The sequence below is a fragment of the Aeropyrum camini SY1 = JCM 12091 genome (assembly GCF_000591035.1).
Classification (GTDB): Archaea; Thermoproteota; Thermoprotei_A; order Sulfolobales; family Acidilobaceae; genus Aeropyrum; species Aeropyrum camini.
The window spans coordinates 152,176-166,214 of sequence record NC_022521.1 but is presented as its reverse complement, the minus strand read 5'-3'; the positions used below and the strand labels follow the sequence as shown (position 1 = coordinate 166,214).

The following is a 14,039-nucleotide window of genomic DNA, read 5'->3' as shown; positions in this document are numbered from 1 at the left end:
GTGTTCCCCCAGGTGGAAGTCGAGTACTCGGAGGATCACTGGCGGCTCCTGAAGGAGAAGAGGGAGAAGGCGCTGGAGATCGTGAGGGCTCTTTCCCGGACTGTACACCCCAGCCTCATCGTTATACATGGCAGTGTTGCCAGGGGTGATGTAAACCCTGGCAGCGATGTAGACGTAGCCATCGTTGAGCCTGTACCACCCGGGCTTGTGGAGGAAGCCCTGGCGGCCTCAGGCCTCATAATATACAAGAGGGTTATAGTCATGGCCACCCCGCGGAGCACTCCTAAGGCGTATCTAGTCCTAGACCCTTCCGAAGAGAGGGTTGTCAGCCTCCCCCTAGCCAGGCTCCAGCCTAGGGAGAGGGAGTTCTACGCGTGGGGCGGCGAGGTCGACCCGGCCGGGCTGGAGAGGGATGTGAGAGTGCCGGGCGTCACTAAACGGCTAGTCCTCATACTCCCCACGCCCAGGGGTCATATCGAGGAGCCGGTGGTGGGCAACGAGGGTAGAGTGGCTGAGGTCCTCGGGATAAGCCTGGAGACCGTTAGGGAGAGGGTTAGGGTGTTAACTAGGAGGCGCGAGCTAGGTAGGACCGGGGTCTATCTCAAGGTGGAGCCCCGTCCCGGCGAACCCTTGGAGGAGACCGTTAGAAGGCTCTCAGCGTCAAACCCCTTCTTCAGGCGGATGATCTCTGGTAGGCGCGGCTAGATTATTAGGGCTGAGCCGCGCGGCAGCCGGAGGAACTCCTCTAGGCTCCACCTGCTCTTGAGGGTCAGGCTAATGAGGTCCTCGATGGTGAAGGGCTCTTCGTGGAACAGCATGACCGCTGATAGGGCGTCGGCCCGATCCATGTTCGAGATAGCCTCCCTCCTCGTGTAAAACCTGTAGAGCCTTCTTCGACCTTCAAGCCATTCTCTATCACCGTACCCGCCGCGCAGCCCTTTTTCAAGGGCGTACGCCAATGCTTCCAGAATCTCACCCGCCCTTTCCTTGTTACCCTCGTGCACGACGAGAGACATCGTTGATCCCCAGCTGGTTATGTGGACGTCCACGTTGAAGCCATAGGCCAGCCCCCTCTCCTCCCGAATCTCCTTAAAGAGCACACTAGTAGCTCCAGCCTCAAGATTGAAGACAACACCTCTAAGCCTGGGCATCAGCCCTTCAAGCCCCCTCCGGGGGGGAAGGGCTAGTGTTAGGGCTGCATAGGCCGACTCAACACCCTTATCCTCCTTCAGGAAGGCGGGCCTGGGCTCCGGAGTCTCTGGCTCTCCAACGCCTCCCCCCGGCTCCAGCCGGCTGAAGAGCTTCACGACACGGTGAGCGTCATACCGGGAGAAGCTGCCTACAATTGCGAGGGACATTCTCTCAGGGCTAAAGACACTCGCCTTATAGTCCTCCACATCCGCCCTGCTAATGCTGGCCACAGTATCCGGGTAGCCTTCTATAGGCCTACCCAGGTGGCTCTCGCCCCAGACGCTCGCGTGCGCAATCCTGTAGATTCGGTTCTCGGGGTTGCTTATTAAACCCCTCACCTCAGCCTCCACAACAGAACGCTCCCTCTCAAACTCCTCCTCGAGAACTTTCTTGGCCGATACCGCCATGAACAGCTTTTCACCAACCCTGGCCAGACTGTCAGGGACGAACTCGGCGCAGACCAGTATCAGCTCTCTCGTTGTGTAGGCGTTCGCCTCCCCGCCCGACAGCTCCACTGCCCTGTCGAGCTCGCCATCAGCCAGGTACTCGTTCCCCCTGAATATCATGTGCTCGGTAAGATGGGCTATGCCATATTTTCCACGAGGCTCGAAACTGCTGCCACCCCTAGTTGCTATGCAGATGGAGGCGCTCTCGCTATCGACCCTGTAGAAGCCGTAGCGTAGCCCGTTGGAAGCGACGCCCCGCTCCAGACTAGCCATAACCTGCCACACCCCGGGAGGCGGGAAGCCAGTATTGAAGGCTCCCCGGCTAAAACATTTATTTTGGCGGTTGGGTTTGACGGAGTGTAGAGTGCTCATAGTGTCGCCTCCAACGGTGGATATAGTTGAGGTGAGGGGTGGCGCCGTGAAAAAGCCTGGAGGCCCTGCACTGTACGCCGGGTACGCCGCTAGAACTCTAGGCTGCCGGGTGTACGCCATAGGCCCTGTGGGCTACGACACGCTCTGGACAGCGGCTGTAGAGAGCCGCCTCGGCGTCACGCGTCTAGGATACCTTACCGCCAGCCAGGGCTACGTATACCACCACAAGTACGGGGTGAGGGGTAAAAGGGTATCGCGGATCCTGGGCAGGCCGGAGCCCCTTGACCCTGTCAGGGTTCTGGAAGCCCTAGGGAGGGGGGTCTATACTGTAGTGCTTCTGTCACCACTCCACGGCGAGGATTCAGGATGCCTCGCATCCTATATCTACAGCAACACCGGCTCCATAACAGCTGTTGACCTCCAGGGCTACTACAGGGCGTATGCGCAATCCTGGTCTCCCCCTACTGCTAGGATAGCTTCTCTGGCCCACCTCTCCAGCGACGATGCCAGCCAGCCTCCCTACAAGCCCTTGGCGGGGCTTATAATCTATACTAGGGGCGACAAGGGGGGCGAGGTCCTCGGGCCACAGGGAGTGTCTCCTATACCTCCTCCCCCAAGGCTCGTCGAAGATCCTACCGGGGCTGGAGACGTCTTTACCATGGTCTACTCGATCATGATTGCCAGGGGAGAAACACCGAGCTCTGCAGCCGAGCAAGCTGCGAACACGACACCCGAGATACTGGAGTCGATAATGCAGGAGATAGCGGGGCTGCCAGCCCTGTTCTAACAGCCCTGAGGGCGCTTTGGATATAGCCACGGAGTCTACCCTGTTTCAGGATTATAGGAGTGTAGGTCTTGGCGGGCGTTGAATTAGCTGTTGCCGTGGCCCTAGCAATAGCGTGGGCAGTCTTATACCTAGTCTATGGTAGAGGCAGGGAGGGGGGGAGGGTCTCCATACTCCCCTTTGGCGTAATAGTAAGGATGGGGGTTGCTAAAGAGCCTCTGAAGGGGGGTAAGCTGAGGAGGGTACTTGGGGTCTATGGCCATCTCGCCATCGCCGTGATGGCAGTGTCCCTACTCCTCTTCTACTATCTGGCGTTTCAGGCCGCCAAGGCCAAGTTCTTCTCACCCCCGGGGAGAGGTGGAGAGGCTGCGGGGGGGTTCATCCCTCTCATACCGGGTGTCACTATACCCTGGGAGGACCTGGTCTATGTTGCGGTAGCCCTGGGTATAGGTGTTGTGGCACACGAGCTGGGTCATGCTGTTGTGGCTGTGGCGGAGGGCATAAGGGTTAAGAACGCGGGGCTTGCAGTGCTCCTCTTCATTCCAGCAGCTTTTGTTGAGCTCGACGAGGAGCAGCTTGCGAAATCCAGGCTGTTGTCGAGGCTTAAAGTGTTCTCAGCCGGCGTCGCCGCCAACGTGATTATAGCACTCTTAACCATGCTAATCGCGGCAACCATACCAGTCGCGGAGCCCTCGGGCGTTAAGATCCTGGGGGTTGAGGAAGGGAGCCCGGCCGACCTCGCCGGCCTGGAGCCCGGCATGGTTATAGTCGAGGTTGGAGGCATACCCGTCAAAAGCCTTGACGATCTTAGAAGGGCTCTAGATGTCCTAGGGGTCACAGACGAGTCGAAGAGTGTGCATTTTACTGTGAAGGTTAAGAGCGAGAAGGGTGAGATAGCTGAGGTAGAGGTTGTGAAGGAGGCTGGCAGGAGTACTATAGGCGTCAGGGTTGCTGAGTTTTACGACTCGCCGCTGGCGACACTCATGAACGCCCTCTTCCTGCTAAACCTTGGAGTGGCCCTAGTGAACGCTGCTCCACTCCTCCTACCCCTACCCGGCGCGGCTATAATGAGTGATGGGGGTCATGTAGCACTCCATGTTGGCGAGAGGCTTTTCGGCCCAGTTGGTAGGCTCCTGGGAGCCGGGCTAGGGGTTGCAACACTAATAATGGTGCTGGGGCTGATAACCATCGAGCCTATAGACCTCACGCCCTAGGCCTGGCTAGCAGGTCGACTATCCTCCTCGCGCCCCCCTCTATAAGTCTTGCAACCTCCTCCTCGCTGGGCCTAGTGAGGGGGCTTCTCAAAGCTTCTATGAAAGACTTGGCATCGAAGATTTCGAGACCGTAGAAGTAGATGGTGTGCAGCGAGGTCTCCTCAAGTTCAACAGGCGTTATGGGGATATCAAGGCATTGTGACACGGCGAGGATGTATAATGCGAGTTTAGTGACGGGTATTCTCGTGTAGAGGCTCTCGACCCCCCCGCTGACAAGGTACTCCAGTATCTCCACGTTGCTGCCGAGGAGAACGTGACCCCTGACCTTTATACCTTGCTTCCCAGCAGCCTCCTCCAGCCTCCTGATCCTCTCATAGCTTGCAGCACTGTTCTTCTTCCCCACTATCTCTATCACGTCGTTGACCTCTGGTACGGGGAGGTACAGGAGGTTTTTCACGGTGACCTTAGCTTCCACGACAACACTACGACTCTCTAGAGAGTCTATGATCCTCGGTGGAAGCCTGGAGGCTAGGCCCACGGCTAGAAGGCTAGGTACCATGGCAACGAAGGGCCTGCCCTCCTCTACAAGGCTCTTCAACATAGCTGCCAGAACATCCTCCCTTGAAGCGGCCTCAGCCTCATACGGCCTAAGAACAAGAAGCCGCCCTGACTTAGCGAAAGCAACTCTCAGAGCCGAGAGAAGAGGCATCTCGTCGATACTCGGCGAGGAGGGATCTTTCACGAGGACCTCGATCCTCGGGCTCTCCCCCCCGCCTGCTACCCCTGTGGTCACGTCGCTCGCCAAACCAGCGTAGACACCCTCTATCCCTATCGACCTGGCGACTCTCCGGGCGTCAATACAGCCTGTTAACCCATGCATATAAACACCCACACCAGATGCTGCGTTTCTCCGCGGCGCCCAGAGATTATACTCTATTGCCTCGGGGTTAAAACCGAGGCCACCCTACCTCTGCCCCCCAGCCTCACCCCGCTCCTCCCTCTCACCCTGCAGGCCGCCCCTTCTAATGGCTAGGATTCTCTCAGCCATCTCCAACACGCCGAGCCACTTAGACACCGTGTCCACGTTATCCTCCTCCAGACCCTTCATCACGTTCTTAGCTGCCCTGTACCTAACCTCCCTAATTATCTCCTCAACCTCAACATCCCTGGCCTCGGCGTCGCTGGCAACAATCACTACCTTCCCATGGACAGGGCAGACTACATCTCCCGTCTTGAGCTTGAATAGTGGAAGCCCATCGGCTGGACAAGACTTGTCGAGCATAACAGCACCCTGCATCATCAGCTGGGCCATCCTCCTCACTACATCGTCGCTACTAGGCCTCTTCTCCCCCACATCCAACCCCCACAACCCTATTCTCCCGGTTGAGCCTAGAAATACTGGGGGTGGGTGTGTCTGTAGAGGAGCTGCCGGAGCTTGCCCTGTGCTGTGACGATAGCATAGTTGAGGGTAGAAGCGGCTGTGCCTGCAGGGCTAAAGCCGTGCTGCCGGGAGGGATGCGGGTTAGGCTGAGTAAGACTCTAGCAGGTATACTGCGCCATCACCCCGGGAGATACGGTGTGAGGCTGTCCCGGGATGGTTGGGCCAGGGTTAGGGATGTTGTCGAGGGCTTGAGGAGGGCTGGGTGGGGTTGGGTTGAGGAGTGGCACGTGGTGGGTGTGGCCCTACACGATCCAAAGGGGAGGTATGAGCTGAAGGAGGGCTTGATAAGGGCGCGCTACGGGCACTCCATCCCGGTGAAGGTGGAGCCTCTACCGGGCGAGCCGCCACCCACACTCTACCACGGCACTACAGAGGAGAGAGTGGAGTTGATAATGGAGAAGGGTATAGTGAGGGGCAGGAGGCTTAAAGTCCACCTGACAAGCTCGCTGGAGGATGCGATCGACACCGGTCTAAGGCACGGCTCATCCGTGGCTGTTCTCGTGGTGGACGTCGAGTGCCTAAAGAAGAGGGGGCTCCGAGTCGAGAAGATGTCTAGGACGGTGTATACTGTAGACTGGGTTCCTCCAGAGTGTATAGTAGAGGTCCGCAGGCCGGGGCGGGGGAGAAGCCTTTAAGCCCTCAACCGCTCTACCATCTTAATGGACTGCAGGGCCACGGCATGTAGGGGGCCCGTCGTCTAGCCTGGCTAGGATGCGGGGTACGGAGCAGAAGGTCCCGCTGGGGGGCGGGAGGCTCCGCCCGACTCGGGACCCCGTGGTCCGGGGTTCAAATCCCCGCGGGCCCACCATTAGATCAGAGACGGCTAACTACGCTTGGTGAGTGTCCTACGCGAGGGGGCTGCCCAGGGGCTTCCCCAGCTTCACTCCCTTTCCAACCCTGAATGCGTGGTGGAGTACGGCTGCCGCTCTCCTTCTGGAGAGGAATCTGTTGTTTACTCCGCAGTAGGGCGAGTATATGCATCGGGGGCAGCCGTCTCTACAGGAGCAGGAGACTAGGGTGTTCTCAGCAATATCTTCAACCCTCTCGAACCTCTCGAAAACTAGCCGAGAGGCGCCATGGCCGCTGGGGGTTGAATCGTAGACCACGATATGGCCGGAGGGGTAGCTTATTCCTCCCAAGTCAGCGTCTGACGCCCCAGCCACAGGCCTGGAGGCGTGTATCAGCGCGTGCTCTAGAGCATGGAAGGCGCTTAGACTCTCTTCACCCTCGCCTAAACCGGGGTTTGGGTATCTCGTCAATACTCCCTTAGTCCAGAAGCTCCAGGTTAGAGGAGACTTAAAGTAGTACTCGGAGAGCCTTCTACCGGTGTACTCGTCCCTGGCTACATACCCTGTAACACCTATCGAGAGTCTTAGGTCTGCGTAGAGTAGTTTAACCCCGCTGGCTTCCGAGGTCCTCTCGTCGAGCGGAACAACGTCCCTGAGATCCACTGTGTAGAGGGGCTTTGTATAGTACGAGACCCCGGATACCCCCCTAGCTAGCGCAACCATCGAGTCCAGGTTTAGCGCGAGGGACAGGAGCGTTCTCCCGCCATGGTAGTATACAGCCCCCGGGTGTAGATCGTACAGGGCTTGAGGGAGCTCCCTATACCCCAAGACCCTGCCATGCTCATCCACAATCCTAACACGGGGGCCGGTGCCCCTGAGGCTGGAAGCCTCCAGGATCCTGGCGAGCCTGCTCCTGAGAGGCTTGTAAACCCCGGTGCCAGCTGAGATAAGCTTACCCTCGCTCGCGAGGTCCTCGACCGCCCTCCTTAGAGGCTCTTCAAGACCGGTGACTTCAACTAAGCCCTCGGTTAGGGCTATTGCAGCAGCATGAACCCGGGCTACCTCCCTATTGCCAGGCTCCACATAGCTGGGCGGGGGCTGCTGGCTGAAATACTCGGAAGGCCTTCTACAGTAGTATGCCTCGATTGCGTCGTCCCCCAATAATGTTGCAACCAGGCCTCCCGATCCTCTCCTCCCCACCCTGCCGGCCCTCTGGATATAGCTCGTGTAGCTTCTCGGAATATGTGCCATAACTATAGCGTCGAGAAATCCTATGTCTACCCCTAGCTCCAGAGTGGGCGTGGCGACCACTGGTGCCTCGCCGCTCTTAAGAGCATCCTCAACCCTCCTCCTCTCCTCGGCCCGGAGGCCTGCTCTGTGTACTAGGATCTCGCGGCCGAAGCTCCTCCTAGCAATCCTTGCGATGAGCTCCACCATTTGATGGCTCTCAGCGAACCCCAATACCTTGAAGCCTCTTCCAGCCAGCCAGCTCAGTAGGGCTGCAGCAGCCCTCCACCTGCTCATTCTGCCTGTGGATAGGAATGCGTGGAGGGCCCACCCCCTCCTTCTGGCTGGCCCGCTTATGAGGGCTGCTTCTCTGCTGGTTAGGCTTCTGGCTAGCCTCAAGGGGTCTCCCACAGTCGCCCCGGCTAGTGCGGTTTTAATCCTCCTCCCCGCTATCCTCTCTAGCCTGTATATGATCCACCTCATGTGGCTGCCGAACACGCCCGAGTAGACGTGGGCTTCGTCCAAAACCACGGCGGATGTTGTGGCTAGAAGTCTCCTAGCCCTCCCGGAGAAGGCGAGGGCATAGTGCACAAAGTCCGGGTTGGTTATGGTTATGTCAGGCGGCTCGCTGTAAATAGCCCCCCTTTGACTAGAGCTTGTATCACCGTCTAAAACCTCGGCTCTAAGGCCGAGGCTCGAGGCGTACCTGGTTATCCGTGGTAGCTGGTCTCTCGCCAGGCTTTTGGTCGGGTAGAACAGCAGGGCCCTAGAACCCGTTTTATAAACCTCCTCTAGCAGGGGTAGGAGGAAGGCCTCAGTCTTACCAGTGCCTGTGCCAGAGGCTATAACCAGGTTATAACCCGACCTCCACTTCTTAATAGCCTCCCACTGGAACCTGTAGAGCCTTTCTATACCCTCAGCTCTAAGCGCCTCAACGAGGGGTCTGGGGAGGCCTGAGTCCTCAGGTGGGGGCCCCGGCTCGGGATCCTTCGAGACCTCCAGATGTGTATAGATGATGCTACCGTCCAGAAGGCGGTTGGCGGCAGTCTCCAGCTCCTTCTTGAGGTCCTCCCAGCCTCTACTCGACACTGACCTGTGACCTCCTGACAATCTTCTCGAGACCCGCTTCCTTTAAGGCAGCCCAGGCTATCCATGCGAGAGAAGGGTCGCCGCCGGACAGCCTTAGCTTCCTCCTTCTTAGCACCAGCCTTAGGACCTCGCGGCCCAGGTGGTCGAGAACTCTTATCTCCCCCCGGATCCTCCCCATGTGGTTCCTGTTTATCCTTATGTGAACAAGGTACTCGCCCTGCGAGAGACTCGCGTCAACGTCATATGCCGCCCCCCTGGCGTAGGTCTTAGCTGCGGGCTTGGCTCCTGGCCCGATCTTGAGGGGCCTCACCCCAGAGGGCGATACAATATAGGCTATCTTGAGTTCCTGATGGCCTCCACTCCTGCTCACAGACCTCTCTAAGGTAACCCTGACCACGGCGGCGTCACCATTTAAACCGGTTTGGGGGCGGACGCATGGGTGTCCGCCTTAGACTCGGCATACACTGGATATATCCCCCGGCTAGGCCTCTTTAACCCTCCTGGGTACACTGGTATTGGCCGAGATCTCTATAGGCGGCCTGGGGGTGTCTGGGGCCACCCTAGCCTACCTACTCGCCAGGGAAGGGTTTAGGGTTGAGGCTTTCGATGTCGCCAGAGGATATAGGAAAGCCTGCGGCGACGCTCTAACGCTGAGGCCTTTTACGGAGGAGATAGCCCGTGCCACGGGCTCTGTGGAGACTCTTGTAAAACGCTACATGATAGCCGTCGACGGGGAAGTTGTCCATGATCTAACTCTCAAGCCTCCCCCCTGGGCGATAGTTGACAAGGCCCTCCTAGTCTCTAGGCTGAGGGAGATGGCCGAGGCGGAGGGTGCGGTGCTCAAGCTCGCCCCCTGGCCTGGCCCCTCCCGCGGTCTCCTGGCTATAGACGCTAGGGGGCCTCTGGCGGCCAGCGTTGGCAACGCCGTCTTCCTCTACAGGGTATATTCGAGGGCTAGATGGGATCCCGAGACTGTGTATCTCGACTTCAACGTCAGGGAGAGGGGAGTGTACTGGGTGTTCCCGGCTGACGGTGACGGAAGGCTGGTTAACATAGGAGCCGGCTTCGAGGGCTTATGGAGTGGCGCCGAGGTTGAGAGAAGGCTGGCCGCTCTCCACAAGAGGCTCCTAGGCTCTGGCCTCAGCCCTGTTGACCGGAGGGGGGCGCCTATGCAGCTGTTCACCCCCCTCAGACTCTACAGTGAGGGGTCGTTCAAGGTTGGCGAGGCCGCTGGCTTCCTCCTGAGGACGGGGGGCGAGGGGAACAGGCCGGGCATGTTATCGGCCTTCCACCTAGCCCGGGCCATACTATCGGCAGGCCTCGACGATGAATCTAGGATTCTTGCCTACTATAGACTATACAGCGCTGGTTTAGCGGATGAGGTGAGGGTGTCCAGGGTTCTACTATCGATAGTGAGGGGGAGTAGTGTAGACGCTGCTTCACGCCTGCTCAGAAGCCTTCCACGGACCTTCTGGGAGAGGTTTGTGAGGGCCCAGGTGACATCCCCCTACCTGGCTAGGCTAATCCCTATGCCTGCGGTGGCGGTAGGGCTAGTTAGAGCTCTCTTATCTTACTCAGCTTCGAGAGCACCCCCTCGAGGGTTTTAGACCTGCCGCTCTTGCATACAGTGTACTCCAGAGTCTGCCCTTCAATCCTTATAACGAGCTTGATAAGCCCCTCATCAACCTCAAGCGAGCCGTCCTTAGCCTCAACCCTATAGCCGGCAAGGCTGAGCATACGGTAGATCTTCTCCAAGCTCAGCTCCTCCCTCCTACCAAGCTTCTCCTCCCCCGCCTTAAGCCTCTCCATCTCCCTTTCCGCAGCCTCTGCCACCTCGGTGCATTCACTCCTATACTCCCTTGACAGGGCTGAGAGAATGTCAACCAGCATTCCCAAAGCCCCCGTGTTAACGGCGTACTCAACCAGGTCACGCCACTCCTCGCTCTCGAAATACTTGACAAGGTTCCTCGGGTCTCCACCGTAGATTGAGAACCTGTACTTGTCCTCGCCCCTGCCGAGCATATCCCTAATATCCTCTATAACTCCCGACGGCAGCTTCGCAGCGTAACGGGCTATAACCCTGTTCGCTATATACCTAAGGAAGTCCCGCGAAGGCCTGCAGCCCTTCCCGTTCTCACCACTCATACAAACCCACCAGAAACTAGTCAGGAACGCCCAACCCACTTAAACAGGGGCCGAGCCCGCCGGACGGAGGCCCCTGCGACTAACCCCGTTCAAGCAGTAGCCTCGGGTATATCGGCTTGAGGCTTGGAGCCTTCCGTCCGCGACCCAGACCATCCGCATCTCCAAGCTGCCATAGCAGCGGTAGCTTCTCCTATGACGGCCGCTGCTATTGGAGTCAGCTGGACACTGTAGAAGCTGTAGAGCGTCCTGTTACCCGCGAGGTATACTCCAGTGTATAGGAGGAGTATGAAGAACATATAGACGTGGGCGACGCCCGGCCATCTAGGCCTTCCCCCCTTCTCCAGCAACTCAACAAGTATGGCTATGGCGGCGAACCCCAGTGCTGTGGCGTGTACTATGGTGTTCGTAGTGGCGGCCATTATCCTGCCCTCCAGGCTGAGGTAGAATGGGTTGCTGTTGACTATCCACCCTATCACCGTGCTAGCGGGAGGTCCTGGCGGGCGGCTTGTGGTGTGCCACTTCAACGCGTTTATAGTCTCCTCGACAACCCAGAGGGGGCCGAAGTAGAGCACTAGAGGCGCATATAGGGCGAGGTAGACGGAGGCCCCGATTAGAAGGCCAGCGGCGAAGACGGCCAGCCTGCGCCCCACGCCACCCCCTGTTTGGGAGGCTGCGATGGTTGCTGTTGCAATAACCACTGCGCCGCCACTCATCTTAACCGAGGCTGCTAGTCCGGAGGCTGTGAATGCAGGGATAAGCCTCCTATTCGCCACCAGGGCTATCGCCAGGGCTGTGAAGAAGGCTTGGTGTATGTCGAGCATAGCCACCGACCCCATAACCCTGAGCACGGGGTCTGAGGCCGCAGCGAGGGCGGCGGCCGCCCCCGCGATCGGGCCTAGCAGGCCTCTGTAGGCTAGTGCGAGGCCAGCCCAGAGTATGACGGGTATTAGCCCCGCCTCCACCACGGAGGGAAGCCTCCAGCATAGGGGGCGGTCGCCGCATAGCAGCATGGACAAGGCTATTATGTACTTGCCAAGGGGCGGGTGTTCGGCGTTGTAGTAGTTGTCGCTGGTTTTCCCGCTGTAGCTGTAGTAATCAATGTTGGCGTGGAATACGTTCTGCAGAAGCCTCCGGGCGGTGTCTACGTAGTAGATCTCGTCGCTCACATACCTAGGCTCCACGCTGTCGAAGAAGCTAGCGGTGTCATAGGCTGAGAGGGCCACGTGTAGGCCGGCTGCCATGGCGACTAGAAGCGTGGCTAGCCATACGGCAAGGCGGGGGTCAGCGTAGCTCAGCCTCCCCATTCCACCAGCGTCGGTCAAAGAACTCTTCATCCCCAACCCACAATCCTAATACCTACAGCTTAAGAAGCTTCGCGGCCAGAGGCGGCGTTTAAACCCTCCTGTCCCCAAGGCTATAGGCTGGTGTGGAGTCCGGTGCTGCCGGTGAACCCTCGGGATCTGGAGAAGATGATGCGGAGGCTTGGGATAAAGGTTGAGCAGCTGGCGGCAGAGGAGGCTAGAATAGTCTTGGGGAGCGGCGAGGTTATGGTGTTTCATTCTCCGACAGTCATAGTTATGAGGGCTAAGGGCCAGCCCCCGATGGTCTACCTGGTGGGCGAATACGCTGTCGAGAAGCCTACCCAGGAGGCTGGTCCGGAGATTACGGAGGAGGATGTGGCCCTCGTAGCGGAGCAGGCTGGCGTCAGCATGGAGGAGGCTAGGAAGGCGTTAGAGGAGGCTGGCGGCGACATAGCCGAGGCTATACTGAGGCTTAAGGGTGAGGAGTGAACATACCGTGGAGCGTTAGGCTTCTAAGCCTGGAGGCTAGCTCCTCCTCACTCTCGAGCTGGGATACAACTAGTGGTACCCTATCCGCCTTCGCAATCTCGACAGCGAGCCGGTCAACGTTCCGCCCCGGCCCGTGTACTATGACCACGGCGGGCTTGAGGGGGCTGGTTCTAACAGCCACCATCGGGCTTCTACCTGTTGTCGACTTAGTGAATACTATAGCCCTCTGTGGGTTCAGACCGAATAGAACGGTGAACTGGAGGCCGGAGAGGCTCAGTATAGCCTTCACACTGTCTACCAGTGTGTAGCCGTAGACGTTTCTCGAGGTATCCTTAAAACCGAGTATAACACCCTCGACGACGCTGCTGAGCTGCCCGACTGTGAGGGGCTTCTCGAACTCTCTCATGTCAATTATGGCGCCTGGCACGGTGCCCGCAAGCATAGCCAGGTCCTTAGTCTTCTTCCATCCCCTCCTCGCATCGATCGATATCAAGGCGTCCACGAACCTCTTAATGAAGGCCGCCCCAGGCGTTCTCCGGCTCTTCTCATAATCGCTTATGACGCTAGCCGTGACCCCCATCTCCCTCGCTATCTCGCTCTGGCTGACCTCAAAATACTCCCTCCACTTCCTTAAGGCATCGCCGAAATCCCTACTATAAATGATATCACCGGCAATCCTTATGGCGACAAGCCGCGATGCATAATCGCTGTCGACAGGGCTATCCTTCAAATTTCCACGCCCATATGACAATAGTATAACCCCCTTCATACAATCGTCTAAGCCAGAGGATATAACCTGTGAGACTAGTGCAGCATACACCGGGTAAGGCTGAAGAGAACTGGATAGGTAATACTTCATACTGGTTGGGGGCAGATGAACGAACCGCCAGTGGCCCAACCGGGGGCGTCAGACTCCCCCGGGGTGAGGAGCTTTCAGCGGGTGCGAGCCCCCTGCGGCTTGGCCGTGAGGAGACGGCCGTGAGGGGCTTAGGGGAAGCCTCATGGCCGGCCGTGTTTAAACCGAGCCTTGCAGGGTGCTAGACGTTTAATAGCCTCTACCGTCTCCTCTGGTTTCCATGGGTGTAGGTGTAAAGTGTCTGAGGAAGGGGTTTTCAAGGTTAGCGTCGGGGATAAGGAGATAGTTATTGACGAGAAGATACTGGAGATCCTGAGGAGGTACAGGACTACGGAGATGTCGCTAGACCAGCTGGCCGCCGCTCTGAGCCTTGAGTCGTGGGAGGAGGCTTACGAGTTCGTCAAGAATATCCCGGCGTGGATACTCAGCATAGAGCCAAGCCAGTGGAAGACAATGTCGAGGATGAAGGGTGTTAGAGAGGAGATGGCCGTGGAGAAGTAGCCTGCCGCCCTCAGGGGGCTCAACGCGCCCGATGATGAGTTCTAGCCTTGCAGATCTGTGAAGACAGTGGCCAGGCCTGAGGACCTCCTCTTCCCCTAGCTGTTGTTTAAGGCTCTTGCTTAGCATATTAGTATGTTCTATGGGGCTTGGAGGAGGGGTGTGTAGAGGAAGAGAGTCTCCCGACACTGTAAGATG

General features: G+C 58.1%; 15 protein-coding genes and 1 tRNA gene. 8 read left to right on the top strand and 8 right to left on the bottom strand.

The window, feature by feature from the left end; translation table 11 throughout:
• Positions 1-12: 12 nt before the first annotated feature.
• Positions 13-705 carry a nucleotidyltransferase domain-containing protein gene (locus ACAM_RS00815; protein ID WP_022540912.1) on the top strand — a complete coding sequence of 231 codons (693 nt, stop codon included), beginning with the start codon at positions 13-15 and terminating at the stop codon, positions 703-705.
• On the opposite strand, the gene ACAM_RS00810 is transcribed toward ACAM_RS00815, so the two are convergent.
• Positions 702-1,910, bottom strand: coding sequence for a M16 family metallopeptidase (locus ACAM_RS00810; RefSeq protein WP_022540911.1), 1,209 nt, complete (start codon positions 1,908-1,910; stop codon positions 702-704). The two genes, ACAM_RS00815 and ACAM_RS00810, sit on opposite strands and share 4 nt — an antisense overlap.
• Before the next feature lie 76 nt (positions 1,911-1,986).
• On the opposite strand from ACAM_RS00810, the gene ACAM_RS00805 reads away from it, so the two are divergent.
• Together ACAM_RS00805 and ACAM_RS00800 are read left to right on the top strand one after the other, a co-directional pair.
• Complete coding sequence (locus tag ACAM_RS00805; RefSeq protein ID WP_022540910.1) at positions 1,987-2,796, top strand: carbohydrate kinase family protein; 810 nt, start codon at positions 1,987-1,989, stop codon at positions 2,794-2,796.
• Between the two features lie 68 nt (positions 2,797-2,864).
• Complete coding sequence (locus ACAM_RS00800; RefSeq protein ID WP_022540909.1) at positions 2,865-4,007, top strand: site-2 protease family protein; 1,143 nt, start codon at positions 2,865-2,867, stop codon at positions 4,005-4,007.
• Here ACAM_RS00800 and ACAM_RS00795 read toward each other — a convergent pair.
• Together ACAM_RS00795 and ACAM_RS00790 are read right to left on the bottom strand one after the other, a co-directional pair.
• On the bottom strand, positions 3,997-4,887 hold the full coding sequence (locus ACAM_RS00795) for a hypothetical protein (RefSeq protein WP_022540908.1): 891 nt from the start codon (positions 4,885-4,887) through the stop codon (positions 3,997-3,999). The two genes, ACAM_RS00800 and ACAM_RS00795, sit on opposite strands and share 11 nt — an antisense overlap.
• Positions 4,888-4,971: 84 nt before the next feature.
• The gene (locus tag ACAM_RS00790; protein WP_022540907.1) at positions 4,972-5,361 is read right to left on the bottom strand and encodes an Sjogren's syndrome/scleroderma autoantigen 1 family protein; all 390 of its coding nucleotides are present in this window, start codon (positions 5,359-5,361) and stop codon (positions 4,972-4,974) included.
• A gap of 56 nt (positions 5,362-5,417) precedes the next feature.
• On the opposite strand from ACAM_RS00790, the gene ACAM_RS00785 reads away from it, so the two are divergent.
• Both ACAM_RS00785 and ACAM_RS00780 read left to right on the top strand, forming a co-directional pair.
• Positions 5,418-6,083, top strand: coding sequence for an RNA 2'-phosphotransferase (locus ACAM_RS00785; RefSeq protein WP_022540906.1), 666 nt, complete (start codon positions 5,418-5,420; stop codon positions 6,081-6,083).
• A gap of 51 nt (positions 6,084-6,134) precedes the next feature.
• Positions 6,135-6,256 (top strand) — tRNA-Pro (locus tag ACAM_RS00780).
• 37 nt (positions 6,257-6,293) lie between these two features.
• On the opposite strand, the gene ACAM_RS00775 is transcribed toward ACAM_RS00780, so the two are convergent.
• Together ACAM_RS00775 and ACAM_RS00770 are read right to left on the bottom strand one after the other, a co-directional pair.
• Complete coding sequence (locus ACAM_RS00775; RefSeq protein WP_082398246.1) at positions 6,294-8,573, bottom strand: DEAD/DEAH box helicase; 2,280 nt, start codon at positions 8,571-8,573, stop codon at positions 6,294-6,296.
• Complete coding sequence (locus tag ACAM_RS00770; protein WP_022540904.1) at positions 8,542-8,949, bottom strand: hypothetical protein; 408 nt, start codon at positions 8,947-8,949, stop codon at positions 8,542-8,544. The genes ACAM_RS00775 and ACAM_RS00770 overlap by 32 nt, the downstream gene beginning before the upstream one ends.
• Before the next feature lie 118 nt (positions 8,950-9,067).
• On the opposite strand from ACAM_RS00770, the gene ACAM_RS00765 reads away from it, so the two are divergent.
• Entirely contained in the window at positions 9,068-10,159 is a 1,092-nt protein-coding gene (locus ACAM_RS00765) for a geranylgeranyl reductase family protein (RefSeq protein WP_022540903.1), read from the top strand.
• On the opposite strand, the gene ACAM_RS00760 is transcribed toward ACAM_RS00765, so the two are convergent.
• Entirely contained in the window at positions 10,107-10,697 is a 591-nt protein-coding gene (locus tag ACAM_RS00760; protein ID WP_022540902.1) for a hypothetical protein, read from the bottom strand. The genes ACAM_RS00765 and ACAM_RS00760 overlap by 53 nt on opposite strands.
• An 89-nt stretch (positions 10,698-10,786) precedes the next feature.
• A complete protein-coding gene (locus tag ACAM_RS00755) occupies positions 10,787-12,019 on the bottom strand; it encodes a glycosyltransferase family 39 protein (protein ID WP_022540901.1) in 1,233 nt (410 codons plus the stop codon).
• 114 nt (positions 12,020-12,133) lie between these two features.
• Between ACAM_RS00755 and ACAM_RS00750 the strand changes: the two genes are divergently transcribed.
• The gene (locus ACAM_RS00750) at positions 12,134-12,487 is read left to right on the top strand and encodes a nascent polypeptide-associated complex protein (RefSeq protein ID WP_022540900.1); all 354 of its coding nucleotides are present in this window, start codon (positions 12,134-12,136) and stop codon (positions 12,485-12,487) included.
• On the opposite strand, the gene ACAM_RS00745 is transcribed toward ACAM_RS00750, so the two are convergent.
• Positions 12,471-13,217: a helix-turn-helix domain-containing protein gene (locus ACAM_RS00745; protein WP_232502299.1), complete on the bottom strand. Its 747-nt coding sequence runs from the start codon at positions 13,215-13,217 to the stop codon at positions 12,471-12,473. The genes ACAM_RS00750 and ACAM_RS00745 overlap by 17 nt on opposite strands.
• A gap of 363 nt (positions 13,218-13,580) precedes the next feature.
• Here ACAM_RS00745 and ACAM_RS00740 point away from each other — a divergent pair, with 363 nt between their 5' ends.
• Entirely contained in the window at positions 13,581-13,844 is a 264-nt protein-coding gene (locus ACAM_RS00740) for a hypothetical protein (RefSeq protein WP_022540898.1), read from the top strand.
• The last annotated feature ends 195 nt before the right edge of the window (positions 13,845-14,039 follow it).